Raw genomic sequence first — 25,184 nt, 5'->3', positions numbered from 1 at the left:
CTGACCGGGGGTATTGCCGGATAAGGATTAAATATTCTTATCGAAAAAGACGTCTAATTTTTGCATTGCCTGGTCAACATATTTGGGAACCCAGTAAGTCTCAATATGGGTAGCGCCGTCGATCAGGAACAGCTCTTTATTCTTCGTACCGATGGCCAGCTTGAATGCACTTTCAGTCATGTAAAGCGAATCCGCTTTGGTACCGGCCATCATTAACAGCGGCTGATTGATAAGATCCATGTTGCTTTGCGCATCAAAGCGCATTAAATCCAGCAGGCTGCTGGTGGTATAGCGGAACGTTGAATTCGGGTGGGCATGCGTTTTCCAGTAATACTCATAGCCCTGACGGTACAAATCAAATGGCAGTTTCGCGATTTGTTCATCGGTCAGGTTGGCATCACCGGAATAGCTGACCTCCCCCGTGGAGACTTCTTTGGCACGCGCATCGCTTGCCTGCTTCAGACGTTCCTGGATGGTGGAAATCTGTGAGTCCTGGTAACCGTTGCGTCGCACACGGCCGGAGTCAAACATGCTCAACGTCGCCAGCGCCTTAAAACGCTTATCAGTCTGAGCGGCTTTTAATGAATAACCACCGCCGCCACAGATGCCCAGCAAGCCGATACGCGCGGTATCAACACCTGGGTACTGGCTGATGTAGTCAGCCATGCCGTGGATATCCTCGGTGCGATTGGCGGATTTATCCACGCTGCGAGGCATGCCGCCGCTGGCCCCCTGATAGGCTGCATCGGCGGTAATAGTGATATAGCCATGCTCGGCGAGACGCTGAGCATACAACCCGGCGACTTGCTCTTTTACGCCGCCATTAGGATGCGCGACCACCACTGCAGGGTATTTTTTCGCGGGATCGTAGTTGGCTGGCGTATAGACATTCGCGGCAATCTGGATGCCATGCAGATCGTATTTCACCGGATGGATGTTGACCTTGCCTTTGACGTTCTCAGTGATGGCGCCGTCATAGACGAGTGTAAATGGATTTTTTTTGTAATCAGCCGCATTGACTGAGGTAACTCCGGCCATTGCCGTGAGCAGTATTGCACTTAATAGATTGAATTTCATGCTCTCTCCCGATGAGTTTCAGCCTGGCAATGCAGGCTCGCGGAATTAAATTTGCAGGCACAGGTTAGTGAGAGATGGCTGTCAGCATCGTGACGGGGAAATAACATTTTTGTCAGGAAGCGGACTGGGATGGGTAAGTGTTTCTGACAACGCTGTCAGGTAACCGTCAGCTTTATGTTGGCAATCAAGGGGCAGAATGGTCTTGGTTAAATGAGGCTCATGTTCAATTTTCTGAGAAAAGGAGTGACTAGTGGAAAGTCAAAACAAACCTGCAATGCCCGAACGACGTAAGCTATTAGTAGCCGGAGCCGGTATCGCCGCCGCCTCGCTGATTCCCCACGCAACGGCGGCAGGGAAATCCTCCCTGGCCGATTCATCGAGACAAAATAGCCAGCATCCTGCTGCACCAGGCAAACGTCAACTCGGGAAGTTGGAAGTCTCAGTCTTAGGCTTGGGCGTTCAGAACATGAGTCGCAAATACGACACGTCCGTTCCCTGGCGTCCCGAGATGATCAATGTTATCCACCGGGCATTTGATGAAGGGGTAACGTTCTTCGACGCTGCTGAAGCCTACGGCCCGTTTGAAGTCGAAAAAATTTTCGGGGAAGGAGTCGCCCCGTTCAGGGACAAAATCGTTATCGCCACCAAGTTTGGCTGGAACATTGATCAGCAGACAGGCAAACGCCTGCCGGGCCTTAACAGCAGACCGGAGCATATCAGGCAGGTCGTCGAAAACATGCTCAAACGCCTGCGTACCGATCGTATCGATTTACTGTATCAGCACCGGGTTGATCCGCAGATCCCGATCGAAGATGTCGCCGGTGTGGTGAAAGATTTAATGGATCAAGGGAAAGTCCTGCACTGGGGCCTGTCTGAAATGGGCATCAATACGTTGAGACGCGCCCATGCAGCATTACCCGTTACCGCCGTACAAAGTGAATACTCCATGCTCTGGCGCGGCCCTGAAAAACAGGTCCTTCCGGTGTGCGAAGAGCTGGGCATTGGCTTTGTACCATGGAGCCCACTCGGCGTGCAGTTTTTAACAGGCTGGATTGATGAGAATACCCGGTTCGCTACCGGTGATTTCCGCGCGACAGAAACGCGCTTCTCGCCTGAAAACCTGCCACACAACTTACAGCTGGTTGAACTACTGAAATCCTGGGCAATAAGAAAAAATGCCGCACCGGGGCAGATTGCGCTGGCATGGCTCCTGGCTAGTAAACCCTGGATTGTTCCCATCCCGGGCACCACAAATAAAGACCATATGCTGCAAAACACTGCTTCTACAGGTGTCTCGCTGCCTCCCGCCGAGATGGCCGAGCTTACCCGTGCCCTGGATGCTATCACCATCCAGGGCCAACGACTGCCGGATGCCGTACAGGTTTATTCAGATGTTGAAGCACCGATGAAAAGTTAAGAGGAAGTCTCGTTATGCGCCTGTTGTTAGTCGAAGATGAAGAAAAAACGTCAACCTATCTCAGCCGTGCATTAGGTGAATCCGGATTTACGGTAGATGTCTCTGCAGACGGCGCTGAAGGTCTTCATTACGCGCTGGAGTTCGACTACGACGCAATAATCCTTGATGTGATGCTGCCGGGGATGGATGGCTACCGGGTGCTCGAGGGCATGCGAGCCAGTAAACAGACCCCTGTGCTGATGTTATCCGCACGGGGATCGGTCGACGAGCGCGTTAAAGGGCTTCGTCTTGGCGCAGATGATTATCTCCCCAAGCCCTTTTCCCTTATTGAGCTGGTGGCGCGTATTCAGGCACTGGTGCGTCGCCGCTCTACGGATGGCGCAGACATCACCCAACTGCAAATTCACGATCTGCACCTCGACTTACTGGCTCGCCGGGTATTTCGCGCCGGAACGAGGCTGGAACTGACCGCAAAAGAGTTTTCCCTGTTGAGCCTTTTGGCCCGGCATCAGGGGGAGATTCTGTCAAAGATGATGATTGCGGAGCAGATATGGGACATGAATTTTGACAGCGATGCCAACGTGGTTGAAGTGGCCATTAAACGTCTGCGGGCCAAAGTGGATGCCCCGTTCGATATCAAACTGCTGCATACCGTTCGTGGCATGGGCTATGTCCTCGAAGTCCGGTCAGAATAATGAAGGGGATAAGCATGCTTAAGCGTTCCATCTCCGTTCACCTGGCGCTGATGTTTGCCTTATCCGCGCTGCTGATTGTGTCCGTTATCGGTATCCTGCTCAGAAGCTCCTTGCATGACTCTTTGCAAAAGCAGATGCACAACGAGCTGTTGTTCCGGGAATCATTAATGAGTCCGTGGATCACCGCACGAACCTCGGCTGACGGCTGGTCTACGCTGGCCAATAAATTCACTGTCTTAACCAATTCTGAAGGTGAACGCGTTCGCTACTGGATTGTGAGCGATAACCCACGTTTTAGCGTGGGCGGAACACCACCGGTGGGTGTTCAGTGGTCTTCTCTACAGGAAGGTTTTAATAAAGTACCCGGCGCATCAGAAGGCGCATGCTCACTGTTCCTGTTAGTGAAAACCATCCCCGCCAACGGGGAGCGACCTGAGTTGCGCTATGTGGTTGCTATCGACTCCACACCGTACATGGGAACACTCGATGCCTTCACACGTACATTGCTGATCATTACCGCGCTGGGCGTCGTGATTGTCGCCTTATTGGGATACGTCGTTTCAAGGATCGGTCTTCGTCCCGTTGGGGCGCTCAGTAAACAGGCCCGGCAACTCGCTCCCGGGGACCATGGTCAGCGCCTGAATACCGAAGCATTACCTGACGAATTACAGCAGTTAGCATCATCTTTTAATGGCGTGCTGGAACGGCAAGAGGTCGCCTGGAGGCAGCTCGAAAGCTTTAATGCCGATGTTGCGCATGAACTCCGGACTCCGCTGACTAATCTGATCGGCCAGACGCAGCTGGGGCTCTCGCGCCGACGCTCGCATGATGAACTGGAAGAGTTACTGGGTTCCAATCTGGAAGAACTTGAACGCATGACCTCGATAGTTAATGACATGCTGTTCCTGTCCCATGCTCACGCGGGTGAGCATGCTTCCCAGCTTACCCAGGTGTCCCTGCGGGAAGAAACCCTGAAAACAGCGGAGTATGTAGAACCCTCTTTTGCTGAAAAACAGCTCTCTCTGGATGTTCAGGGCGACGTCACCGCGCACATCGACCGACGACTGTTCCACCGCTCACTGGCTAATTTACTGGAAAATAGCGCAAGACACTCACCATCCAACAGCACGGTTACGGTGCGGTTAAGCGAAACCGGTCATCAAGCCTGTGTTGAAGTTTCAAACCCGGGCGATCCGATAGCACCAGAGCACTTACACCGGCTTTTCGAGCGGTTCTATCGCGTTGACACCTCCCGAGCCAGGAGTGATACCCATCATGGGCTGGGCCTATCGATCGTGCGTGCCGTCGCCATTATGCACCGGGGAGATGTCTTTGCCCGTAGTGAAGGTGGCATCAATACATTTGGCCTCACGTTTGCGATGCAAGCGGATAAAGCGGCGGGCAATGCTCAATCAGGCACTGAGCCGGGACTAGGGTTAACTGACAGAATTGTCAGGGGGGCGTCAGCCTGACGTCATCACCCTCTCGATAAAATCATGGCAGGCAATTCCCTCTTCATTGATAAGGACGCTTTGCATGATCGGACATTTACGTTACCTCGGGCTGTTACTGCCACTCTTCACATTTTCATCCTGGGCAGCGGAGCAAAATCCCGCTGTCCATATCGCCCCCGCAGGAAGTCAGAACGCGGTGTACGGGCCAGCCGAGAACTTTACCGGTCGCGTCAGGGTTGATCCTCTCTTCAAACCAGATAACGACATTCATGTTTCCGGGGCTTATGTCACTTTTGAGCCTGGTGCCCGTTCCGCCTGGCATACGCATCCGGCAGGTCAGCGGCTGATTGTGACCTCGGGTGTTGGGCTCACCCAACAAGAAGGCCAGCCGGTGCAGGTTATCCGCGCCGGTGACGTTGTCTCTTGCCCGGCGGGCGTCAAACACTGGCACGGGGCGGCACCCGGCAGCGCGATGACGCATCTGGCGATAACCGGGATTGTGGATGGCAAAAGCGTTAACTGGATGGAGAAAGTGAAAGATGAACAATACCACGCCCATTAAAGCATTAGCGGCAGCGGTACTGCTGACCTTTGGTTTTGGTCTCGCGGCACATGCTGCGCCCGTCAATAAAGGAGCCTCAGAAATGAACCACGAACAAACGGTTTCAGATACGCTGTCAGCCAGCCAACAGGCCATCCCGTTGATTGCGGCATCGATGGCCAGCAGTCAGATGGATAAGCTGAATGCAGCCCTGAATCAGGGTCTTGACGCAGGATTCACGATAAACGAAACCAAAGAGATTCTCGTCCAGCTTTATGCCTATACGGGCTTCCCCCGTAGCCTGAATGCGCTTAGTGAACTGATGAAGGTCGTCGAAGCACGTAAACAACGTGGCATCGACGACGTTGAGGGCAAAGAACCGGTCGCCACCATCCCAGTCGGGGATGAGCTTCGCCGTGTCGGTACCGCAAACCAGACGAAAATCTCAGGCGCTGCCGTCCAGGGTCCGCTGTTTGATTTTGCCCCGGTCATTAACCAATTCCTGCAAACGCATCTGTTCGGGGACATTTTCGCCCGTGATAACCTCGACTGGCAAAGCCGTGAGCTGGCAACGGTTGGCGCGTTAGCGGCCACACCAGGCGTTGAAGCCCAACTGCTGTCGCATACACGAGCAAGCATGCGGGTCGGCCTGACGGCAGCGCAGCTGCGCCAGCTGGCACAGGTTCTGCGTGAACATGGCGAAAATGATGCAGCAACGCGAGCTGAAAAGGCGCTGCAGCAGGCGCTCGCAAACAATTAGGAGTGGGTTATGGAGCATGATCCCAACCGCAGAATGTTAATCACCGCACTTGCCGGGCTCACGCTGGCGAACGTTTCTTTGGCATCAGCTGCGACCGGAACCGCAAACGTGCAGGGTAAAAGCCGTGTTTTGGTGGCGTACTTTTCCCGCAGCGGAAATACACGAGTCATTGCGGGCGTCATTCACCGCAGCCTGAATACCGATCTGTTTGAAATCGAACCAGCTACGCCTTATCCAAAAGACTATTTTCAGACCGTTGAACAGGCGAAAAATGAGCGTGAGCGGGGAGTAAAACCCGCATTGAAAAATAGCGTCGCAGATATCTCACGCTACGAGACCGTGTATTTAGGCTTTCCGATCTGGGGGACCAGCGTGCCGCCTGTAGTGCAAGCATTTCTCAGCAGCCACAACCTTGCGGGCAAATTACTCATCCCCTTCATTACTCACGGTGGCTACGGTAAAGGAGACAGCGACGACATCCTTACCAGTCTCGCCCCAACTGCGCGTCGGGAAAAACCGCTGGTTATTGAATGCGACCAGGAGCGAAGAACAACTGAAACGGTCACCAGTTGGTTAGAGACAATACGCAGTTAATCGTCCGCATTCATGAGTCTGCCAAATAAGGGCAATCAGGGGTGCTAAATAATTAACGTTGACAACTCAGATATGATTGAACGGCAAACATAACAGAGGATGTAATCTTGAAGACAATCTTAAAAACGCTGGCCATCTGCGTAATGGCGGGTGGCCTGGTGGCTCAGTCGGTATACGCCGAGCCGCTGGTCATTCAGGAACAGGGAAGCTTTTCTGCTGGTGGCACTATCATCACCGCGCCTGGAACATTTGACGCGAAAAAGCCGCTGGATTCTGCCGGCCAAACCTACCATGGCGATCATGCGTCTGTGTTCTACCAAATCCCGGAGAATCCGCATAAATACCCTATCGTCATGCTGCATGGCGCAGGTCAGTTCTCCCGTACCTGGGAAAGCACCCCGGATGGTCGTGAAGGTTTTCAGAACATTTTCCTGCGTCGCGGGTTCTCAACCTATCTTGTCGATCAGCCACGTAGGGGCAGCGCCGGGCGCACGACTGTAGAAGGTACTGTTACACCTAAACCGGATGAACAGATGTGGTTCAACCAGTTCCGCGTTGGCGTGTGGCCAGAGTATTTTAAAGGCGTTCAGTTCTCTCACGACAAAGAAGCGTTGAATCAGTATTTCCGTCAGATGACCCCAAATACCGGGCCGTTTGATATCAATGTTATCTCTGATGCGATGTCCGCAGTAGTGGATAAATCCGGCCCGGCGATCCTCTTCACCCACTCTCAGGGTGGCGGACCAGGCTGGTATACGGCGATGAAAAACGACAAGGTTAAAGCCATTGTCGCCTTTGAGCCTGGCAGCAGCTTTGTCTTCCCGGAGAAAGAACTCCCTGCCCCTATGCCAAGCGCGTTTGATACGCTGAAGGGTGAGCCTGTGCCAATGGAGCAGTTTATGGCGCTGACCAAAATCCCGGTTCTGATTATTTATGGCGATAACATACCGGATAAACCTGTAGCTATGCCTGCGCAGGACAGCTGGCGCGTACGTCTGGCGATGGCTCGTGAGTGGCGTGACGTGGTGAACAAGCATGGCGGAGATGTGACGGTGACGCATTTGCCCGAGATAGGGATCAAAGGTAATACCCACTTCCCGTTCTCTGACCTCAACAATGTGCAGATTGCTGATTTGGTGAGTAAATTCCTGAAAGAAAAGGATCTGCAATAGGAAGAGCTAGTATTGAGTCTTCATCAATGAAGGCTCAATACAAACATCAGTTTTATCAAAAAAATAAAATGGGAACGTGACGGTCTGCTTTGAGCGAGAAGCAGAAACTGGGCTAATTGTGTTTGAGATTTGGCAGCCGCAGAATCGTGTACGCTGAGAATGTACCCATCCGGACCTGAACACTTGTTCTATTTGCCGGGCCTGTATATTCTCATTTAAGGCCCGTGCTGCCTGCCGCTCGCTTCCTGTATGGAAAAGGTGAAAGCATGTTCGTCCTCAACCTCATTGATTTAACCCCTCTTGACGGTCGGGATTTGGTAATGCGGGCACCATTGTTTCCTGACGACAGGAGAAATTATGTTATCAATTGAGCAAGCCAAGCAAATGGCTGCGAAGTTAAAAAACTCTCTCCAAATGCATGGTCATAAAATTTCTTATTCCGTCGCACTCGAAACTGTTTCACACCAGTTAGGCTACAGGGACTGGAACACGGCATCGGCTGCGTTGACCCCACAAGTTCCTCAGCCTCAAATACATCTCATCAAGTCTATACCCATTTTACGAATGTTTGATGAGCGCAAAGCGCGAGAGTTCTATCTCGAATTTCTGTCATTCAGCGTTGAATTTGAACACCGGTTCGAGCCCAGCTTACCTTTGTATCTGGGCATTGCACGAGAGGGTCTGCAGTTGCACCTCTCTGAACACCATGGTGACGCTAGTCCGGGAGCAACGATATTTATCCCTATGCAGAATATTGAGTTGTTCAGAGACCAGCTACACGAAAAAAAATATGGCTATGGCCACCCGGAAATTGTGAAGCAGGACTGGGGAGATATTCTGGAAGTTTTCGATCCATTTGGGAACCGGCTCCGGTTCTGTCAAAGCTGATTATTATTCTCGATAGGGGGGATTGCCATAGGCAGTACCCCTTTTTTTATGCGTACGCAATGTCCGCTTCTTGGCACAAAGCCGACCATCCCCCCTCTAAATTAATGAACACATCTAATAAACCCTAGCTAATTACCCCATCTAATCGAATAAATCAGTTTGCGTTATGCTTTTCCAACACAACAGCTGAAGGATAACGTCATGCAAACTGTAAAACTAAACAACGGTATTGAAATGCCCCTGCTGGGCTTTGGTGTCTTCCAGATGACGGATTCTGCAGAATGCGAAAGAGCCGTTATTGATGCCATCGATACGGGATACCGCCTGATCGATACCGCTGCGTCTTACCAGAATGAAACCCAGGTCGGGAACGCTCTGAAACAAAGCGGTATAGCGCGTAACGAACTCTTTGTAACGACCAAACTTTGGCTACAGGATACCAATTACGAAGGCGCTAAAGCACAGTTCGAACGCTCCCTGAATCGACTGCAACTTGATTACGTTGACCTGTACCTGATTCACCAGCCTTACGGTGATGTCCATGGGGCCTGGCGTGCCATGGAAGAACTGCATCAGGCAGGAAAAATTCGCGCCATTGGCGTCAGCAATTTCCATCCTGACAGACTGGCCGATCTTATTGCCTTTAACAAAGTTGCCCCTGCAGTAAACCAGATTGAAGTTAACCCCTTCAACCAGCAACTGCATGCCGTTCCATGGATGCAAAGCCGTAGTATTCAGCCGGAAGCCTGGGCTCCGTTTGCCGAAGGTAAAAATGGCCTGTTCCAGCATCCTGTTCTAACGACGATTGGTCAGAAATACGGCAAGAGCGTGGGACAGGTTGTACTGCGATGGATCTTCCAGCGAGGTATCGTTTCACTGGCTAAATCGGTGCGAAAAGAACGTATGGAAGAGAACATTAACATCCTCGATTTTGAACTCAGCGCTGAAGATATGCTGCAAATTGCCGCGCTCGATACCGCAACCAGCGCCTTCTTCTCTCACCGCGACCCGGCGATGGTGGAATGGCTGACTGGCCGCAAACTTGATGTTTAAGTCGCAATAAAAGAGGTATTCATTCAATGCAAAAACGTTATCTGGGTAAATCCCGACTCGAAGTGTCAGCTCTTGGATTCGGTTGCATGGGGCTCAGCCACGGCTACGGCCCAGCGACAGATACCCACCAGGCTATCGAGCTCATTCGCACAGCGGTTGAACGTGGTGTCACGTTCTTCGATACCGCCGAAGTATATGGTCCATTTCTGAATGAAGAAGTTGTCGGCGAAGCCTTAAAGCCCTTTCGCAACCGCGTGGTTATCGCCACCAAATTTGGTTTTACTTTTGGCGACGACGACAAGCAGCAGATTTTAAACAGCCGTCCGGAGCATATCCGTGAAGCTGTGGAAGGATCATTACGCCGTCTTAAGACTGATGCCATTGACCTGCTATATCAACACCGTGTCGACCCGGATGTCCCGATTGAAGATGTTGCGGGTACTGTAAAAGACCTGATAGCTGAAGGCAAAGTTAAACATTTCGGTCTGTCCGAAGCGGGTGCGCAAACCATTCGTCGTGCGCATGCCGTACAACCTGTCACTGCCCTGCAAAGCGAATACTCAATGTGGTGGCGCGAGCCTGAGCAGGAGATCCTGCCGTTACTGGAGGAACTGGGCATTGGTTTCGTGCCCTTCAGCCCATTAGGCAAAGGCTTCCTGACGGGAACGATTAAGCCAGGAACCACTTTTGGGAAGGATGATTACCGCAGCACGGTGCCGCGTTTCGCCGCACAAGCGATTGAAGCCAATGAAAAGCTGGTATCTCTATTAGGTGAACTGGCAGCCGCAAAAGGTGTAACGTCTGCTCAAATCGCGCTGGCATGGCTGCTGGCACAAAAGCCGTGGATTGTTCCTATCCCTGGAACCACGAAACTGCACCGGCTGGAAGAAAATCTGGGGGCTGCCGACATCATTCTTTCGCAGAATGACTCACGGCAGATAACCCAGGCGCTTGAAACGATTAAAATCGTCGGCGAACGTTACTCTCCTGAGCATCAGGCTCGCGTAGGCCGTTAATTCCCGCACGGGTCCGCAGCGGATAACGGACCCGTTATTCAACGTAGCGAAGTGCATCGATCATCAGCGCAAAAGCGGGCGGATGCTGCTTACGGCTCGGGTAGTAAAGATAATATCCGGGAAAAGACGGACACCAATCCTGCAGAACCTGAATAAGCTCTCCTGACTTTATATAATCCTGAACCCTGTCTTCAGGTATACAGGCGATGCCAAAACCGGATAACGCCGCATCAATCCTTTCCGCCTGCAGATTAAACGTTACCTGCCCTTCCACTCTGACCCGCAACGGTTTCCCTTCCCTCTCGAACTCCCAGTGATAAAGACCACCGGCAGTCGGCAGGCGCATATTGATACACCGATGATTTTGTAGTTCGTGCGGCGTTTCAGGTGCAGGATTTGCAGCGAAGTAAGATGGTGCCCCCACTACGGCCATTCTCATGTCCGGGCCAATTCTTACCGCAATCATGTCCTTATTAACGCTTTCGCCCAGGCGGATCCCAGCATCAAAACGCCCCTCAACAATATCGACAAAGCCGTTATCTACCACCAGTTCGAGATTAATTTCCGGATATTCCCTGAGGAAGGGTTTTAGCTTCGGCCACACCAGGCTTCGCGCGGCATGCTCCCCGGCAGATAAACGGATATTACCGGAGGCTGTGCCATTCAGTTGAACCAGCGATTCCAGCTCCTGCTCAAGATCGGCTATCCGAGGTTCAAGGCAGGCAATAATTCTCTCGCCTGCTTCTGTGGGTGCAACACTTCGGGTGGTTCGAGTCAAAAGGCGGATGTTTAGTCTTTCCTCCAGTGCTTTCATTGCATGGCTAAGTGCTGACTGAGAAACACCGAGTTTGCCAGCAGCTTTGGTAAAACTTCGCTCCCTTGCTACCACAAGAAAGATTTGGAGTTCGTTGAAGTTTTCTTTGAGCATTGGCGATTTCCTTATTGAAGCATTCCCTCCAAAGAGCACTTATGAAGGGTGTTCATAGACACAATCATTTTAGCCCCATTACTGACAATAATGATAATTGATATTCTGGCTGTATCGAAAATAAGTCTGAATTATCAGAAGGTTTATCATGAAAATACTCGTTGCCGGGGCGACAGGAAGCATTGGTCTTCGTGTCATGAATACCGCCATTGAAATGGGCCATCAAGCCGTGGCCCTGGTCAGAAATCGGCGCAAAGTAAAATTACTTCCTCGTGGAGCTGATATTTTTTACGGCGATGTTTCAATGCCTGAAACACTCACCGATTTACCGAAAGATATTGATGCTGTCATTTTTACTCTCGGTTCCGATGGCCAGGGGCGTATTGGCGCCAGAGTGATAGATTATGGCGGTGTGCGTAATGTCCTGAAAATGTTCAAGGATAAGCCTATTCGCATAGCCTTAATGACAACGATTGGCGTCACTGAGCGGCTCAGTACATGGAATCAACGCACTGAGGTTCACGACTGGAAAAGGCGTGCCGAGCGTCTGGTCAGGGCTAGTGGTCATCCCTATACCATCGTCAGGCCGGGCTGGTTTGATTACAACAATGATGATGAGCACAGGATCGTCATGCTTCAGGGCGATCGACGCCATGCCGGAACGCCGGAGGACGGCGTGGTATCCAGAGAGCAAATCGCCCAGGTTCTGGTCAGTGCGCTGAGCAACGATGCAGCAAAAAATAAAACGTTTGAGCTGGTGGCTGTACGAGGAAAAGCACAGCAGGATCTTACCCCGCTGTTTGCAGACCTGCGGACTGATAATCCCCAAAAAAATGATGGGGTTTTAGATATGGACAATATGCCTCTCAGTGAAGAACCTGAGTGCATTATTAACGAGATAAATCTGAATTCAAAACCAATTTAACCAACCCAAAAACCCCGACAATTTTGTTATATAGCGTTCAGTCTTATGACTGCTTAGAACTGTATATTTATTTGTGAAGATGGCGGGGGGCAGGGAATAACAGCGATGTTGCCCCCGTAATGGGCTTAAGTTGATTAAGCAGATCGATCGCCTGGTTTGATAATGGCACAAGATGTGGGCGATAGATTTTCATTCATGCGTTCCGCAGGAACGTTACAAATCTTTGAGAGCGTTCAAAAGCAAATTACTGTCACTCTGCTTTTTCGGGGAATTACCATCCTTGCGCGGTCGTCTCGATATGTGGCATTTGGGGCATCGAGCTCAAATACGCTTCACTGAAAGTTTTTGGGAGTTATGCCAGATGCACGCTTTTTGTTCCTTGTTGTGCTATCGCGGTAAGAACGTGGAACGCCCCCCTCTGTCAGGATAGTTGTCTCCCACCGCTGGTGCTGTTGATTCCTCAAGGTGAAGAAATCTTTGCCATGCATAGCCTGCCGCCGTCGCAAATCGTCCCGTTTCTGGTGGATGAAGGAATTTACCTTGACGGAAAACCCTTGCGGGTGTTCTATATTAGTAGAACTATTCAATACATAAAGGCATTATTTATGTTTTATGAAATGCGGACTTATACAGTCAAGATAGGGAAGTTGGCAAATTATATAAAATTATTTGAAGATGTTGGGCTTCCTATAATATCCAAATACTCAAAGCTTATTGGCTATTGGCAGACAGAATCGGGAGAACTAAATCAAGTTATCCACATTTGGGAATATGATAGTCTAGATGTAAGGGTTAAAAAGCGTCAGCAACTTTACCAGGATAAAAGGTGGCTAACAGATTTTATTCCTTTAGCCTTACCTATGTTAGAAAAACAGGAAAGTAGAATTCTTGTTCCTAGTAGCTTTTCCCCCATAAAATAACAAGTAGGTTTAATCTCATGGGATTAGGAGGAAGGGTTGCAGTTTATTCCTCCTGTTAATCGTAAAGCCAGCGGCCAGCCTTGGCGGATTCAATCAGCATACCGATAGTAAAATCGGGAACGGGGACGGGGACGGGTTCCGTTTTCTTAAATGGGTTAAGGACAACACTTAGCGGTGGATCCGGTGGGTAATAGGTTTTAATGGAAAAATTCCCCTTATCAACACTGAACGTTGAAAAAAACTCTTCCATGAGCGCCAGCGCCTCGTCATCCTCAAGATTGAGATCGCTGTCAAGATCGGTTTCATGGGTCAGTGTTGGCTTTTTAAACAGGTAGATACCATCATGTTTTCTCACCAACTCAAAGATGCGTTGCTCGATGTTATCTATTGCCATAGTTTATCATTCCCCCTGGCGATCGCGTTGTACTTAACTACAGTACGATAGCTAATTTCTGATACATCCGTTGCCAGAATCACCCAGCCCACAACAGGTATACCTCTGCCAACAAAAGCGCCGACATTTCTAACTCAAGCGGTCAGCATCTAGACAATAAAAACCATAAAGCGCCGTGATGGGTACATCCATCGATCAGCACCGTTAGGCATAGCGTCAGATTTTCAGCGGTAACGATCAGTGAGTCAGGAGTGCATTATCGTATACACGAAACGGGGTAGAGCCAGCCACTTTCCCGGACTGGTTAGGAATCCCATCATATCGCCTGTTTATCCCGCGCTAAGGTCGTCGTAAGCGCCGCTGTTTGGGAGAGATTTAAAGCCTTGGTAAAGGCATCTTTTGTTCATGTTGGACTGTCGCAGTATGAACGATGGAACGACTGCCAGCATGATGATATGCCCCCCTGTACCACAGACCAATCACACGACAGGTATGGGCGTAGTACAATGGATGGCTAAAGTTGTAACTGCTTTGCAGGGCAACGTAACTAATAGGAACTTGAGGAAGGTTTGTTTGGAGCGGGCGAAGGGAATCGAACCCTCGTATAGAGCTTGGGAAGCTCTCGTTCTACCATTGAACTACGCCCGCTTGGGTGTGCGCTTGGCATTATAACCGGTTATCTGCGCCGGGCAAGCGGAGATAGCGCTTAACTGCCGATAATTTAGGCAGTTAGCAAACCGTAGTGCTCGGCTGCACATAAAAAAACCGATACGGCGAGCCATATCGGTTTTTATCCAGGACGAAAGGCTGCGCTTACTTACTTGGGCGCATCGCCGGGAACAGAATCACGTCGCGGATGGTGTGGCTGTTGGTAAACAGCATCACCATACGGTCGATACCGATGCCCAACCCTGCGGTTGGCGGCAGGCCGTGCTCCAGCGCGGTAACGTAATCTTCGTCATAGAACATCGCTTCGTCATCGCCCGCATCCTTCGCCGCAACCTGATCGGCAAAGCGCTGCGCCTGATCTTCCGCATCGTTCAGCTCAGAGAAACCGTTGCCGATTTCACGGCCGCCGATGAAGAATTCAAAGCGATCGGTGATTTCCGGGTTAACGTCATTACGGCGCGCCAGCGGGGAAACTTCCGCCGGATATTCGGTAATAAAGGTCGGCTGAATCAGATGGCTTTCCGCCACTTCTTCGAAGATCTCGGTGACAACGCGGCCCAGGCCCCAGCTTTTTTCGACGTTGATGCCGATAGATTCAGCAATGGCGAGGGTTTTCGCCATGTCGTCCAGATCGGCCAGATCGGTTTCCGGGCGATACTTTTTAATCGCCTCTTTCATCGTCAGCTTTTCAAATGGCTTGCTGAAGTCGAACACCTCGTCGCCATACTGCACCTGCGGCGTGCCCAATACGTCTTGCGCCAGCGTGCGGAACAGGGTTTCGGTCAGTTCGATCAGATCTTTGTAATCCGCATATGCCATATAGAGTTCCATCATGGTGAACTCTGGGTTGTGGCGTGGGGAGACGCCTTCATTGCGGAAGTTACGGTTGATTTCGAATACGCGTTCAAAGCCGCCGACCACCAGGCGCTTCAGATACAGTTCCGGCGCAATACGCAGATACATATCGATATCCAGCGCATTGTGGTGAGTGATGAACGGACGTGCAGACGCACCGCCTGGGATCACCTGCATCATCGGCGTTTCTACTTCCATAAACCCGCGACCGACCATAAAGCTACGGATGCCGGCCATGATTTGCGAACGCACTTTGAACGTGTTGCGGGATTCGTCGTTAGCGATCAGATCCAGATAGCGCTGGCGATAGCGGGTTTCCTGGTCAGCCAGGCCGTGGAATTTGTCCGGCAGCGGGCGCAGCGCTTTGGTCAACAGGCGCAGTTCCGTGCAGTGCACAGACAGCTCGCCGGTTTTGGTTTTAAACAGTTTGCCGCGGGCGCCCAGAATGTCGCCTAAGTCCCATTTTTTAAACTGTTCGTTGTAAATGCCTTCGGCCAGATCGTCGCGCGCAACGTAAAGCTGAATACGGCCGCCAACGTCCTGCAAGGTAACAAACGATGCCTTGCCCATGATACGGCGCGTCATCATGCGGCCGGCAACGGTAACTTCGATGCCCAGCGCTTCCAGCTCTTCGTTGTCTTTGCCGTCGTATTCGGCGTGCAGCTTGTCAGAAATGCTGTCGCGGCGGAAATCGTTCGGGAACGCAATGCCCTTCTCGCGCAGCAGCGCCAGTTTTTCCCGGCGAGCCTGCAGCTCGTTATTCAGTTCTGACGCGTGCTCGGCGCCTTGTGGTTGTTGCTCAGACATTTTCGTTCCTCATAACCCGGCTTTCAAACTTGCCTCAATGAATTTATCCAGGTCGCCATCAAGTACGGCCTGAGTGTTACGCGTTTCAACGTTGGTACGCAAATCCTTGATGCGGGAGTCGTCCAGCACATAAGAGCGGATCTGGCTCCCCCAGCCGATATCGGACTTGTTGTCTTCCAGCGCCTGTTTATCAGCATTTTTCTTTTGCATCTCAAACTCATACAGCTTGGCACGCAGCTGTTTGAAGGCTTGATCCTTATTTTTATGCTGAGAACGGTCGTTCTGACACTGCACCACGATATTGGTTGGCAAGTGGGTAATACGCACCGCAGATTCGGTTTTGTTCACGTGCTGCCCACCGGCGCCGGAAGCGCGGTAAACGTCGATACGCAGATCTGCCGGGTTGATATCGATATCAATATCGTCATCCACTTCCGGGTAAACAAACACCGAACTGAATGAGGTGTGGCGGCGGCCGCCGGAATCGAACGGGCTTTTGCGTACCAAGCGGTGAACGCCGGTTTCGGTACGCAACCAACCAAACGCATAATCGCCCATAATCTTGATAGTGGCGGATTTCAGGCCGGCGACTTCGCCATCGGATTCTTCGATAACTTCGGTTTTAAAGCCCTTGGATTCCGCCCAGCGCAGGTACATGCGCAGCAGCATGCTGGCCCAGTCCTGGGCTTCGGTGCCGCCGGAGCCGGCCTGGATATCCAGGTAGCAATCCGCGCTGTCGTACTCGCCGGAAAACATGCGGCGGAACTCAAGTTTCTCAAGGTTCGCGATCAGTTGGTCCAACTCGGCCGCGGCTTCGTTGAAGGTTTCTTCATCATCAGCCTCTACCGCCAGCTCCAGCAGGCCGGTGACGTCTTCTGCCCCTTGGGTCAGGCTATCGATGGTTTCAACAATCGCTTCCAGCGAGGAACGTTCTTTCCCCAGCGCCTGTGCGCGCTCAGGTTCGTTCCAAACGTCCGGCTGTTCCAGCTCGGCGTTTACTTCTTCAAGGCGTTCCTGCTTGGCATCGTAGTCAAAGATACCCCCTAAGAACGGCCGTCCGTTCAGACAGGTCCTGAATTCGGTTTTTTACCGGATTAATTTCAAACATGGTTTTTTACGTTCTTACGTTAGATGTCGTCGGTGGCGGGATGCCATATCCCCATCATGTTTCAAGTTGCAGGCATATTGGCTTTATTCTTCGCCCCTACCGGGCCGCCGCCAACTGCGTTCAAAACTGCTCCCGGCAAATTTATCTTTCGTTTGCCGCCTGCCTGCAATTTGAAATATTGGGCATAGAGCCGGTAATTCTAGCGGATCTGGGCGCCAGTTTATATACCCGTCATACTGCAAGTTGCAGGTGTGTTTGCCGCAACTTGAATTATGTTGGGTATCGCAAGTGGGCGTTTTTTTTCGTGGTGATGGCAAGGGCGCCGGGCGGCGCCCTTCTTATGGCCTTGCCGCGCCGGAGGTGGCGTGCCGCAACGCACCTGCGGCCACGTTCAGTATGGCCACAGGTGCTGAATCAGCAGTTGCACATTGCGGTTGCCGCGGAATTCATTGACATCCAGCCGGTAAGCCAGCTCCACTTCGCGCACACTGTTGTCCGGCCACTGGCTGGTATCAATGTTAAAAGCAATGCCGTCGAGCAAAGGGCCGCCGCCCAGCGGTTCCACCATCAGCTTCAGGTGCTTCTCGCCCACCAGCCGCTGCTGCAGGATACGGAACCGGCCGTCAAACGTTGGCTCGGGGAAGGCCTGCCCCCACGGGCCGCCGCTGCGCAACAGCTCGGCCATTTCCAGCGTCAGCTCTTGCTGGCCCAGCTCGCCGTCGGACCAGACAACGCCTTCCAGCAGCGCCGGATCGAGCCACTCCCCGACCAGTTCGCCAAAACGCTGGCGGAACTCGTCAAAGCGCGCCGCTTCCAGCGAAAGCCCGGCCGCCATCGCGTGGCCGCCGAACTTCATCATCAGGCCCGGGTGCAGCGTATCCAGCCGCTCCAGCGCATCGCGCATGTGCAGCCCGGCAACCGAACGCCCGGAGCCTTTCAGGATGCCTTCCCCCGCCGGGGCAAACGCGATCACCGGCCGGTGGAAGCGCTCTTTAATGCGCGAAGCCAAAATCCCCACCACGCCCTGGTGCCATTCCGGGTGATACATCGCCAGCCCGTAAGGCAGCGCCGTACTGCTGCGTTCCAGCTGATCGCACAGTTGCAGCGCTTCCAGTTGCATACCTTGCTCAATCTCGCGCCGCGTCTGGTTAAGCGCGTCCAGATCGTTGGCCAGCATCCTCGCTTGTGCGATATCGTCGCTTAACAGCAGCGCCACACCGATCGACATATCATCCAACCGCCCGGCGGCATTCAGGCGCGGCCCAAGGGCAAACCCCAAATCGCTTGCCACCAGTTGGCGCGCATCACGGTTCGCCACTTCCAGCAGCGCCCGAATACCGGGGCGGCACTTGCCGGCGCGAATGCGGTTCAGCCCCTGATACACCAGAATACGGTTATTGGCGTCAAGCGGCACCACATCCGCCACCGTGCCCAGCGCCACCAGATCGAGCAGATCTGCCAGGTTCGGCATCGCCAAACCGCGCTGTTCAAACCAGCCGCTGTCGCGCAGCCGGGTGCGCAGCGCCAGCATCAGATAAAACGCCACGCCAACGCCGGCTAACGCCTTCGAGGGGAACGCGCAGCCGCGCAGGTTCGGGTTGATGATCGCCTCCGCCGCCGGCAGCGTGTCACCCGGCAGGTGGTGATCGGTCACCAGCACCTGCATCCCTTTGGCGTGCGCCACGTCTACCCCGGCATGGGAAGAAATGCCGTTATCGACGGTGACGATCAGTTCGGCGCCGCGTGCGTGCGCCTGTTCAACCACTTCCGGGCTTAGCCCGTAGCCGTCATCAAAACGGTTCGGCACCAGGTAGTTAACGTCGCCGCCGCCCATGCTGCGCAGCGCCAGCACTGTCAGCGCCGTGCTGGTAGCGCCATCGGCGTCAAAATCGCCCACCACCATAATGCGGCGGCGATCGGCCAGCGCCTGTTGCAACAGATCGATCGCAACGTCGATGCCGTCCAACTGCTGCCACGGCAGCATGCCTTTAACGCTGCGCTCCAGTTCCTGTTCACCTTTCACGCCGCGCAGCGCGTACAAGCGGCGCAGCAACGGGTGCAGGCTGGCGGGCAACGTGCTGTCATCCACCGCCTCACGGCGGCGTAATTGGGTTTTGATTATCACCGGCGATCAACCACCGGTTTTCATGGCGGCCTGATGCGCATTCAGCATGGCGGCCAGCTCTTTTGGCCCCTGGTAACCCGGGATCATCATGCCGTTTTGCAAAATGATCGCCGGAGTGCCCTGGATACCGAACTGCACGCCGAGCGCATAGTGCTTGCTGATGTCGGTTTTACAGGTGGCCGGCGAGATGGCATCGCCCTTCATGGCGGCGTCAAAGGCTTTGGCCTTGTCGGCGGTGCACCAGATGGACTGCATGTTTTTTTCCGCCTCGGAGTTCAGCCCCTGGCGCGGGAACGCCAGATAGCGCACGGTAATCCCCTGCGCGTTATATTCTTTCATCTGCTGGTGCAGTTTGTGGCAATAGCCGCAGGTGATGTCGGTAAACACGGTGATCACCTGTTTTTCCTGCGGGGCTTTGTAAACGATCATCTGATCCTGCAACGCGTCCAGCCGGGCGCTCAGCAGTTTGTTGGTCACGTTCACGGGTTCGCCGCCGCTCACGTCATACAGCGGCCCCTGCAAAATGTGTTTGCCGTCTTCAGAAACGTACAGCACGCCGCTTTCGGTCAGCACGGTTTTCAAACCGGCGACCGGCGATGGCTGCACGTCTGCCTGCTGGATACCCAGCCCGCCAAGCGCCTTTTGGATCGCCGCGTCGTCAGCGTGGGCGCTGCCGATGAGCGAAGCCATCAGCGCAGAGAGCAGCATTAAACCTTTTTTCATCCTTTAATCCTTTTAAACCCCGTGCATCAGGCACGCGGGTGATGCTGTTGATGTAGCTGTTTCAGCCGTTCAGTCGCTACATGCGTATAAATTTGCGTGGTTGAGAGATCGCTATGCCCTAATAACATCTGTACGACACGGAGATCCGCCCCGTGGTTCAGCAGGTGCGTCGCAAATGCGTGGCGCAGCACATGCGGCGACAAGCGTTCGCTGTCAATGCCGGCAAGGATCGCATAGTGTTTGATGCGATGCCAGAAGGTCTGCCGGGTCATCTGCTGGCAGCGCTGGCTCGGGAACATCACGTCCAGCGCCTGCCCGTTCACCAGCCACGGGCGGCCGTGCTCAAGATAATACTCAACCCAGTACACCGCCTCTTCCCCCAGCGGCACCAGCCGTTCCTTATTGCCCTTGCCGATCACGCGCACCACACCCTGGCGCAGGCTGACATCGCTGATAGTTAACCCCACCAGTTCGGATACGCGCAGGCCGGTGGCGTATAACACCTCCAGCATGGCTTTATCGCGCAGTTCCAGCGGCTGATCGATACAGGGCGCTTGCAACAGCGCCTCGACCTGCGCTTCGCTCAGATCTTTCGGCAGCCGCTGGGGAAGCTTCGGCGAAGCCAACTGCGCGGTTGGATCGTCAGCACGCTGCTTTTCACGGTAAAGGTATTGGAACAGGCGCCGCATGGCGCTCAACAGGCGCGCGGAGCTGGTGGCCTTATAACCGCCTTCAATGCGATCGGCGAGGAAAGCCTGCAAATCCACCGCCTGCGCCCGAAGCAGACTGCTGTTATTCTGCGCCAGCCAACCGGCCAGCGCCTGCAAATCCAACCGGTAAGAGGCCAGCGTGTTTTCCGCCAGATTGCGCTCAAGCCACAACGCATCCAGAAATTGCTCAATCAACGCGCTTTCTTGCTGTTGCAAGCTCACCTCCCTTAGAACCCACGCCGCCCGCAGGCTTCGGTTCGTATCCATAACACCCCGGCATTATGCCTTATGGTACACTCGTTGCAATTCCACGAAGAGTACAAAACGGTTTAAAGATGAAGATTGGTTTGTTTTACGGCTCCAGCACCTGTTACACCGAAATGGCGGCGGAAAAAATTCGTGAGATTCTGGGTGAAGACCTGGTCGATCTGCACAACCTGAAAGACGAGTCCCCCAAGCTGATGGAGGATTACGCAGTACTGATCCTCGGTATCCCCACCTGGGACTTCGGCGAACTGCAGGAAGACTGGGAGGCCATCTGGCCGCAGTTGGCGTCGCTCGATCTGAAAGGCAAAATCGTGGCGTTGTTCGGCATGGGGGATCAGCTTGGCTACGGCGAATGGTTCCTGGATGCGCTTGGCATGCTGCACGACCAACTAGCGCCGCGCGGCGTGCAGTTTATCGGTTTTTGGCCGACGGAAGGTTATGAGTTTACCAGCCCGAAACCGGTCAGCGCCGACGGCCAACATTTTGTCGGCCTGGCGCTGGACGAGGTCAATCAATACGAGTTAAGCGAAGAACGCCTGCAGCAGTGGTGCGAACAAATCCTGCTGGAAATGGAGCCTTTGCTGTAATCACAACAGCGCAGCAGCCGGTTAGCTGCGCCATTGATCTTCACCATCCGCGGCCGGCGGGAAATTCAACCGCTGGCGCAGTTGGCGCCACTCCGCTTTATCCATACTGTCGGAAGCCAACCACAAACGGCGGCGCTTTTTCCCCTGAATCTGGCGCAGCGACAGCATAACCCCATAAGGCTGCAGCCAGGGTTTCTTCACCAACAGCCACTCCTTGCCGTGCCAACTGACGTGCCGATCGGCCTGCAGGCGCAGTTCACCACGGCATTGCGCGATACGCCGCTGGCTGCGAATACATTCAAATACCACCAGCGTCAGCAATACCAGCCAGACGGGGCCATAGCCATCCGGCCAAGGCGAAACCAGAATCAGCAGGATAAGAACGCCGTGCAACAGCAGCGAAAGTAACTGGGTGCGCCAGGAGATGCGGACATCACATCGCCACTGGGCCACGGTCTTTATTTCGCGTCTGGATCAATCTCACCATCCTCTGCAGTTCAGCATCCTGCGGAGCGCCATGATTCATCAGCCAGTTAAACAGATCGGGATCATCACTCTCGAGCAGGCGAATAAACAGCGCCTTGTCCGCATCGCTCAACGTGTCGTATTCGTATTCGAAAAACGGCATGATCGATATATCCAGCTCACGCATCCCACGGCGGCATGCCCAATGAATACGTGCTTTATTATTAATATCCATGTTGTTATAACTCACCTCTTTCAGCGGGGCAGTGCTCAAACGACATTCTGTAAGGCAACGCTTATGCAAGATAATTCCCTTAAACAACTATTGTCGGCCCTTGGGGCTAAAACTTCATGCGTACAGTATAGAGTAACAATTTGACATACTCGGCGGGAAGGCGCTTCTGCGGCAAAAGAAAAATAATGGCAAAAAAAGCGCTGTTGCCGAATAACTGTTTGCAAAGGCTGCGCCCTCTCTTACCATGGTGGCAATACTTTCGGCGCAACGTTAAGCAGGTACATATTTATGGCGTTCAATATCCCCTTTCCGCCCCTTCAGCCCTCTGCATCCACCCATTTGCCCCTGACTCTGATCTCGCTGGAAGATTGGGCGCTGGTGGCGCTGAACGGGCCGGATACCGAAAAATACCTTCAGGGCCAGGTAACGGCCGATATCGATAAGCTCACCGCCCAGCACGTATTGTGCGGCCATTGCGACGCCAAAGGCAAAATGTGGAGCAACCTGCGCTTGTTCCGCCGCGATGACGGGTTCAGCTATCTGGTGCGCCGCAGCGTGTTGGAAAACCAACTGGCGGAAATCAAAAAATACGCGGTGTTTTCCAAAGTGACCATTGCGGCGGATAACGATGCCGTGCTGCTGGGGATCGCCGGCTTCCAGGCGCGGGCGGCGTTGGCCAGCGTCTTCACAACGCTGCCGGATGCCCAGAACCAAGTGGTGCAGGAAGGCGAAACCACACTGCTGCACTTCGCATTGCCGGCCGAGCGCTTTTTGTTGGTCACCCGTGCGGCAACCGCCGAGCAGTTGGTCGCCAAACTGCATGAGCAGGCCGAACTGAATGACAGCCAGCAATGGCTAACGCTGGATATCGAAGCCGGTTACCCGATCATCGACGCACCAAACTGCGAGCAGCTCATCCCGCAGGCCACCAACCTGCAGGCGCTGGCCGGCGGCATCAGCTTCAGCAAAGGCTGCTACACCGGGCAGGAAATGGTCGCCCGCGCAAAATTCCGCGGCGCCAATAAACGCGCGTTATACTGGCTGGCCGGCCAGGCGGGCCGCACGCCGGCGGCGGCGGAAGATCTGGAATTGAAGCTGGGTGAAAACTGGCGCCGTACCGGCACCGTGCTAGCGGCCAGCAAGCTTGCCGACGGCACGCTGTGGGTGCAGGCCGTGCTAAATAACGATCTGGCGCCGGACAGCGTTTTGCGCGTGCGCGACGATGCCGGCAGCCAGTTGGCCATCAAGCCACTGCCGTATTCACTGGTGGAAGAGTAATCATCAGGCAGGGCCGCGCGCCTGCGGCCCTGAAATGGTGGTTAGACGTACAGATAAATCGCCAGGAAATGGCAAAAACAGCCGCCCAGCACAAAGCCGTGCCAAATGGCGTGGCCGAAACGAATACGCTTCGACGCATAGAAAATCACACCCAGCGTATACACCACGCCGCCAACCGCCAGCAGCGTGACGCCGCCGGCTTCCAGCCGGGTTGCCAACTGGTAGATAACGATCAACGAGAGCCAGCCCATGGTCAAATAGGTGACCAGCGAAAGCACCTCAAAGCGGTGGGCAAACGCCAGTTTGAAAATCACACCGAACAGCGCAATGCTCCAGATAACCACCATCAGGCCCCGCGCCAGCGCGGAATCCAGCCCGACCAGCAGGAACGGCGTATAGGTACCGGCAATCAGCAGGTAAATGGCACAGTGATCAAACTTCTTCAGCCAGTGCTTGGCCTTCTGATGTGGGATGGCGTGATACAACGTGGAAGCCAGAAACAGCAGGATCATACTGCCGCCATACAGGCTGTAGCTGGTAATGGCCGTGACGCCCGCGCCGCTGTTCACCGCCTGCACCAGCAGCATCACCAGCCCCACGATACCAAAGATAAAACCAATGCCATGGCTGATGCTGTTCGCAATTTCCTCTGCCCAAGGATAGGCTGAAACCACATTCTTTTCTGCCCTGGCCTTTACGACACCTGCTTTTTCCATCATGGATACCTCTGACACACCAATAACTGTTCGAAATTGCCGCAAACAGCTTAACTGAGAATAATTCCAGTGTACACGTGTAAGCCAAAAATAAAACGGTGAAAAAATGTATCCCCGCGCAAGCGTCGAAATCTCCGCGGCAGTGGTCTACAATTCCCGGGTTCACCTTTCATAACTCCACCCTGAGGTTGCTCATGTCATCCGCTGTACCCGCGTTAGATTTTGGCTCCATGACCCAGACCGTTGCATTTTTGATGGAAATCGACAAGCTGAAAGGCGTCCAACGCCGCACCAAAGTGCTTGATAGCCAGCGTCATGAAAACTCCGCCGAACATAGCTGGCACTTTGCCGTCGCCGCAATGAGCATGGCGCCCTATGCCGGTGAAGGCGTGGATATCCAACGCGTGATCCAGATGGCGTTGCTACACGATATCGTCGAGATCGATGCCGGCGACGTGCTGGTTTACGATTTGGCGGCGCGTGCGGCCATTCACGATCAGGAAGTCGCGGCGGCGCGCCGCTTGTTCGGCATCTTGCCGGAAGCCCAGCGTGAGTATTTCACCGCCTTATGGCAAGAATATGAAGATAACGAAACGCCCGATGCGCGCTTCGCGCTGGTGCTGGATCGCACCATGCCGATGCTGATGAACCTGCACAATGGCGGCCAAAGCTGGGTGGAAAATAACATCAGCCTGGAACAGGTGGTGGCGCGCAACGCCATGATCGGCGAAACCTATCCGGAACTGTGGCACTACCTGCTGCAACACCTGCAGGAAGCGCAGCGCAAAGGCTGGTTGAAGTAAGC

General features: G+C 53.5%; 26 protein-coding genes, 1 tRNA gene and 1 pseudogene. 15 read left to right on the top strand and 13 right to left on the bottom strand.

Features of this window, described 5'->3' with window-relative positions:
* Positions 1 to 27: 27 nt before the first annotated feature.
* Positions 28 to 1,077, bottom strand: coding sequence for an alpha/beta hydrolase (locus ACN28Q_RS16720; protein WP_165907096.1), 1,050 nt, complete (start codon positions 1,075 to 1,077; stop codon positions 28 to 30).
* Positions 1,078 to 1,327: 250 nt separating this feature from the next.
* Between ACN28Q_RS16720 and ACN28Q_RS16715 the strand changes: the two genes are divergently transcribed.
* From ACN28Q_RS16715 to ACN28Q_RS16670, 10 genes are all read left to right on the top strand, one after another.
* A complete protein-coding gene (locus ACN28Q_RS16715) occupies positions 1,328 to 2,494 on the top strand; it encodes an aldo/keto reductase (RefSeq protein ID WP_230469466.1) in 1,167 nt (388 codons plus the stop codon).
* Between the two features lie 14 nt (positions 2,495 to 2,508).
* Positions 2,509 to 3,189, top strand: a complete 681-nt coding sequence (locus ACN28Q_RS16710; RefSeq protein WP_095847368.1) for a heavy metal response regulator transcription factor — start codon at positions 2,509 to 2,511, stop codon at positions 3,187 to 3,189.
* A gap of 14 nt (positions 3,190 to 3,203) precedes the next feature.
* Positions 3,204 to 4,661, top strand: coding sequence for a heavy metal sensor histidine kinase (locus tag ACN28Q_RS16705; RefSeq protein WP_095847367.1), 1,458 nt, complete (start codon positions 3,204 to 3,206; stop codon positions 4,659 to 4,661).
* Between the two features lie 64 nt (positions 4,662 to 4,725).
* Entirely contained in the window at positions 4,726 to 5,205 is a 480-nt protein-coding gene (locus ACN28Q_RS16700; protein ID WP_095847366.1) for a (R)-mandelonitrile lyase, read from the top strand.
* Positions 5,183 to 5,944, top strand: coding sequence for a carboxymuconolactone decarboxylase family protein (locus ACN28Q_RS16695; protein ID WP_095847365.1), 762 nt, complete (start codon positions 5,183 to 5,185; stop codon positions 5,942 to 5,944). The genes ACN28Q_RS16700 and ACN28Q_RS16695 overlap by 23 nt, the downstream gene beginning before the upstream one ends.
* Before the next feature lie 9 nt (positions 5,945 to 5,953).
* Complete coding sequence (locus tag ACN28Q_RS16690; protein WP_095847364.1) at positions 5,954 to 6,538, top strand: flavodoxin; 585 nt, start codon at positions 5,954 to 5,956, stop codon at positions 6,536 to 6,538.
* Between the two features lie 107 nt (positions 6,539 to 6,645).
* The gene (locus ACN28Q_RS16685; protein WP_095847363.1) at positions 6,646 to 7,710 is read left to right on the top strand and encodes an alpha/beta hydrolase; all 1,065 of its coding nucleotides are present in this window, start codon (positions 6,646 to 6,648) and stop codon (positions 7,708 to 7,710) included.
* A 357-nt stretch (positions 7,711 to 8,067) separates the two neighbouring features.
* On the top strand, positions 8,068 to 8,598 hold the full coding sequence (locus tag ACN28Q_RS16680) for a glyoxalase superfamily protein (protein WP_095847362.1): 531 nt from the start codon (positions 8,068 to 8,070) through the stop codon (positions 8,596 to 8,598).
* Positions 8,599 to 8,799: 201 nt separating this feature from the next.
* The gene (locus ACN28Q_RS16675) at positions 8,800 to 9,651 is read left to right on the top strand and encodes an aldo/keto reductase (protein ID WP_095847361.1); all 852 of its coding nucleotides are present in this window, start codon (positions 8,800 to 8,802) and stop codon (positions 9,649 to 9,651) included.
* A 26-nt stretch (positions 9,652 to 9,677) separates the two neighbouring features.
* Complete coding sequence (locus tag ACN28Q_RS16670) at positions 9,678 to 10,667, top strand: aldo/keto reductase (protein ID WP_095847360.1); 990 nt, start codon at positions 9,678 to 9,680, stop codon at positions 10,665 to 10,667.
* A 34-nt stretch (positions 10,668 to 10,701) separates the two neighbouring features.
* Here the strand turns inward: ACN28Q_RS16670 and ACN28Q_RS16665 are convergent, their stop codons facing one another.
* On the bottom strand, positions 10,702 to 11,595 hold the full coding sequence (locus ACN28Q_RS16665; protein ID WP_095847359.1) for a LysR family transcriptional regulator: 894 nt from the start codon (positions 11,593 to 11,595) through the stop codon (positions 10,702 to 10,704).
* A 148-nt stretch (positions 11,596 to 11,743) separates the two neighbouring features.
* Here ACN28Q_RS16665 and ACN28Q_RS16660 point away from each other — a divergent pair, with 148 nt between their 5' ends.
* Together ACN28Q_RS16660 and ACN28Q_RS16650 are read left to right on the top strand one after the other, a co-directional pair.
* Positions 11,744 to 12,520 carry an SDR family oxidoreductase gene (locus tag ACN28Q_RS16660; RefSeq protein WP_095847358.1) on the top strand — a complete coding sequence of 259 codons (777 nt, stop codon included), beginning with the start codon at positions 11,744 to 11,746 and terminating at the stop codon, positions 12,518 to 12,520.
* A 452-nt stretch (positions 12,521 to 12,972) separates the two neighbouring features.
* Positions 12,973 to 13,440 (top strand): NIPSNAP family protein, encoded by a 468-nt coding sequence (locus ACN28Q_RS16650; RefSeq protein ID WP_230469465.1) that lies wholly within the window; start codon positions 12,973 to 12,975, stop codon positions 13,438 to 13,440.
* Positions 13,441 to 13,495: 55 nt separating this feature from the next.
* On the opposite strand, the gene ACN28Q_RS16645 is transcribed toward ACN28Q_RS16650, so the two are convergent.
* The 8 genes and pseudogenes from ACN28Q_RS16645 to xerD all read right to left on the bottom strand — a co-directional run bounded on the left by ACN28Q_RS16645 (position 13,496) and on the right by xerD (position 21,098).
* On the bottom strand, positions 13,496 to 13,834 hold the full coding sequence (locus ACN28Q_RS16645) for a DUF1493 family protein (RefSeq protein ID WP_095847357.1): 339 nt from the start codon (positions 13,832 to 13,834) through the stop codon (positions 13,496 to 13,498).
* Positions 13,825 to 13,968: pseudogene (locus ACN28Q_RS16640) on the bottom strand (STM2901 family protein); the annotation flags it as partial. The pseudogene ACN28Q_RS16640 and the gene ACN28Q_RS16645, both read right to left, overlap by 10 nt.
* 440 nt (positions 13,969 to 14,408) lie before the next feature.
* A tRNA-Gly gene (locus ACN28Q_RS16635) sits at positions 14,409 to 14,482 on the bottom strand.
* Positions 14,483 to 14,647: 165 nt separating this feature from the next.
* Complete coding sequence (gene lysS / locus ACN28Q_RS16630; RefSeq protein ID WP_095847356.1) at positions 14,648 to 16,165, bottom strand: lysine--tRNA ligase; 1,518 nt, start codon at positions 16,163 to 16,165, stop codon at positions 14,648 to 14,650.
* 9 nt (positions 16,166 to 16,174) lie between these two features.
* Positions 16,175 to 17,273, bottom strand: a protein-coding gene (gene prfB / locus ACN28Q_RS16625; protein ID WP_121525517.1) for a peptide chain release factor 2 whose coding sequence is annotated in 2 segments (ribosomal slippage) — positions 16,175 to 17,197 and positions 17,199 to 17,273 — 1,098 coding nt in all. Because the reading frame shifts where the segments join, the coding sequence is not laid out codon by codon here.
* 391 nt (positions 17,274 to 17,664) lie between these two features.
* On the bottom strand, positions 17,665 to 19,398 hold the full coding sequence (gene recJ, locus ACN28Q_RS16620) for a single-stranded-DNA-specific exonuclease RecJ (RefSeq protein WP_095847355.1): 1,734 nt from the start codon (positions 19,396 to 19,398) through the stop codon (positions 17,665 to 17,667).
* A gap of 6 nt (positions 19,399 to 19,404) precedes the next feature.
* Positions 19,405 to 20,121, bottom strand: a complete 717-nt coding sequence (dsbC, locus tag ACN28Q_RS16615) for a bifunctional protein-disulfide isomerase/oxidoreductase DsbC (protein WP_095847354.1) — start codon at positions 20,119 to 20,121, stop codon at positions 19,405 to 19,407.
* A 26-nt stretch (positions 20,122 to 20,147) separates the two neighbouring features.
* Positions 20,148 to 21,098: a site-specific tyrosine recombinase XerD gene (xerD, locus tag ACN28Q_RS16610; protein WP_183096689.1), complete on the bottom strand. Its 951-nt coding sequence runs from the start codon at positions 21,096 to 21,098 to the stop codon at positions 20,148 to 20,150.
* Positions 21,099 to 21,166: 68 nt separating this feature from the next.
* Between xerD and fldB the strand changes: the two genes are divergently transcribed.
* Positions 21,167 to 21,685 carry a flavodoxin FldB gene (gene fldB / locus ACN28Q_RS16605; protein WP_095847352.1) on the top strand — a complete coding sequence of 173 codons (519 nt, stop codon included), beginning with the start codon at positions 21,167 to 21,169 and terminating at the stop codon, positions 21,683 to 21,685.
* Positions 21,686 to 21,706: 21 nt separating this feature from the next.
* On the opposite strand, the gene ACN28Q_RS16600 is transcribed toward fldB, so the two are convergent.
* Positions 21,707 to 22,138 carry a protein YgfX gene (locus ACN28Q_RS16600; protein ID WP_095847351.1) on the bottom strand — a complete coding sequence of 144 codons (432 nt, stop codon included), beginning with the start codon at positions 22,136 to 22,138 and terminating at the stop codon, positions 21,707 to 21,709.
* A complete protein-coding gene (gene sdhE / locus ACN28Q_RS16595) occupies positions 22,119 to 22,385 on the bottom strand; it encodes an FAD assembly factor SdhE (protein WP_095849067.1) in 267 nt (88 codons plus the stop codon). Before sdhE ends, ACN28Q_RS16600 begins: the two co-directional genes overlap by 20 nt.
* A 288-nt stretch (positions 22,386 to 22,673) precedes the next feature.
* On the opposite strand from sdhE, the gene ygfZ reads away from it, so the two are divergent.
* Positions 22,674 to 23,663, top strand: coding sequence for a tRNA-modifying protein YgfZ (ygfZ, locus tag ACN28Q_RS16590; protein WP_095847350.1), 990 nt, complete (start codon positions 22,674 to 22,676; stop codon positions 23,661 to 23,663).
* A 41-nt stretch (positions 23,664 to 23,704) separates the two neighbouring features.
* Here ygfZ and trhA read toward each other — a convergent pair whose 3' ends face one another.
* Entirely contained in the window at positions 23,705 to 24,379 is a 675-nt protein-coding gene (gene trhA, locus ACN28Q_RS16585; protein ID WP_095847349.1) for a PAQR family membrane homeostasis protein TrhA, read from the bottom strand.
* 194 nt (positions 24,380 to 24,573) lie between these two features.
* On the opposite strand from trhA, the gene ACN28Q_RS16580 reads away from it, so the two are divergent.
* On the top strand, positions 24,574 to 25,182 hold the full coding sequence (locus tag ACN28Q_RS16580; protein WP_095847348.1) for an HD domain-containing protein: 609 nt from the start codon (positions 24,574 to 24,576) through the stop codon (positions 25,180 to 25,182).
* Positions 25,183 to 25,184 lie beyond the last annotated feature (2 nt).

The sequence above is a fragment of the Gibbsiella quercinecans genome, assembly GCF_002291425.1.
Classification (GTDB): domain Bacteria; phylum Pseudomonadota; class Gammaproteobacteria; order Enterobacterales; family Enterobacteriaceae; genus Gibbsiella; species Gibbsiella quercinecans.
The sequence above is the reverse complement of the archived record's forward strand: the minus strand, read 5'-3'. Positions and strand labels throughout refer to the sequence as shown.

What these genes read in the sequence shown, in the direction of transcription:
- xerD (WP_183096689.1), bottom strand. Translation starts at nt 21,098, where the DNA reads ATGGATACGAACCGAAGCCTGCGGGCGGCGTGGGTTCTAAGGGAGGTG.
- ACN28Q_RS16645 (WP_095847357.1), bottom strand. Translation starts at nt 13,834, where the DNA reads ATGGCAATAGATAACATCGAGCAACGCATCTTTGAGTTGGTGAGAAAA.
- ACN28Q_RS16695 (WP_095847365.1), top strand. Translation starts at nt 5,183, where the DNA reads ATGAACAATACCACGCCCATTAAAGCATTAGCGGCAGCGGTACTGCTG.
- trhA (WP_095847349.1), bottom strand. Translation starts at nt 24,379, where the DNA reads ATGGAAAAAGCAGGTGTCGTAAAGGCCAGGGCAGAAAAGAATGTGGTT.
- ACN28Q_RS16670 (WP_095847360.1), top strand. Translation starts at nt 9,678, where the DNA reads ATGCAAAAACGTTATCTGGGTAAATCCCGACTCGAAGTGTCAGCTCTT.
- dsbC (WP_095847354.1), bottom strand. Translation starts at nt 20,121, where the DNA reads ATGAAAAAAGGTTTAATGCTGCTCTCTGCGCTGATGGCTTCGCTCATC.
- fldB (WP_095847352.1), top strand. Translation starts at nt 21,167, where the DNA reads ATGAAGATTGGTTTGTTTTACGGCTCCAGCACCTGTTACACCGAAATG.
- ACN28Q_RS16705 (WP_095847367.1), top strand. Translation starts at nt 3,204, where the DNA reads ATGCTTAAGCGTTCCATCTCCGTTCACCTGGCGCTGATGTTTGCCTTA.
- ACN28Q_RS16675 (WP_095847361.1), top strand. Translation starts at nt 8,800, where the DNA reads ATGCAAACTGTAAAACTAAACAACGGTATTGAAATGCCCCTGCTGGGC.
- ygfZ (WP_095847350.1), top strand. Translation starts at nt 22,674, where the DNA reads ATGGCGTTCAATATCCCCTTTCCGCCCCTTCAGCCCTCTGCATCCACC.
- ACN28Q_RS16720 (WP_165907096.1), bottom strand. Translation starts at nt 1,077, where the DNA reads ATGAAATTCAATCTATTAAGTGCAATACTGCTCACGGCAATGGCCGGA.
- ACN28Q_RS16660 (WP_095847358.1), top strand. Translation starts at nt 11,744, where the DNA reads ATGAAAATACTCGTTGCCGGGGCGACAGGAAGCATTGGTCTTCGTGTC.
- sdhE (WP_095849067.1), bottom strand. Translation starts at nt 22,385, where the DNA reads ATGGATATTAATAATAAAGCACGTATTCATTGGGCATGCCGCCGTGGG.
- ACN28Q_RS16700 (WP_095847366.1), top strand. Translation starts at nt 4,726, where the DNA reads ATGATCGGACATTTACGTTACCTCGGGCTGTTACTGCCACTCTTCACA.
- ACN28Q_RS16710 (WP_095847368.1), top strand. Translation starts at nt 2,509, where the DNA reads ATGCGCCTGTTGTTAGTCGAAGATGAAGAAAAAACGTCAACCTATCTC.
- ACN28Q_RS16690 (WP_095847364.1), top strand. Translation starts at nt 5,954, where the DNA reads ATGGAGCATGATCCCAACCGCAGAATGTTAATCACCGCACTTGCCGGG.
- lysS (WP_095847356.1), bottom strand. Translation starts at nt 16,165, where the DNA reads ATGTCTGAGCAACAACCACAAGGCGCCGAGCACGCGTCAGAACTGAAT.
- ACN28Q_RS16680 (WP_095847362.1), top strand. Translation starts at nt 8,068, where the DNA reads ATGTTATCAATTGAGCAAGCCAAGCAAATGGCTGCGAAGTTAAAAAAC.
- ACN28Q_RS16665 (WP_095847359.1), bottom strand. Translation starts at nt 11,595, where the DNA reads ATGCTCAAAGAAAACTTCAACGAACTCCAAATCTTTCTTGTGGTAGCA.
- ACN28Q_RS16580 (WP_095847348.1), top strand. Translation starts at nt 24,574, where the DNA reads ATGTCATCCGCTGTACCCGCGTTAGATTTTGGCTCCATGACCCAGACC.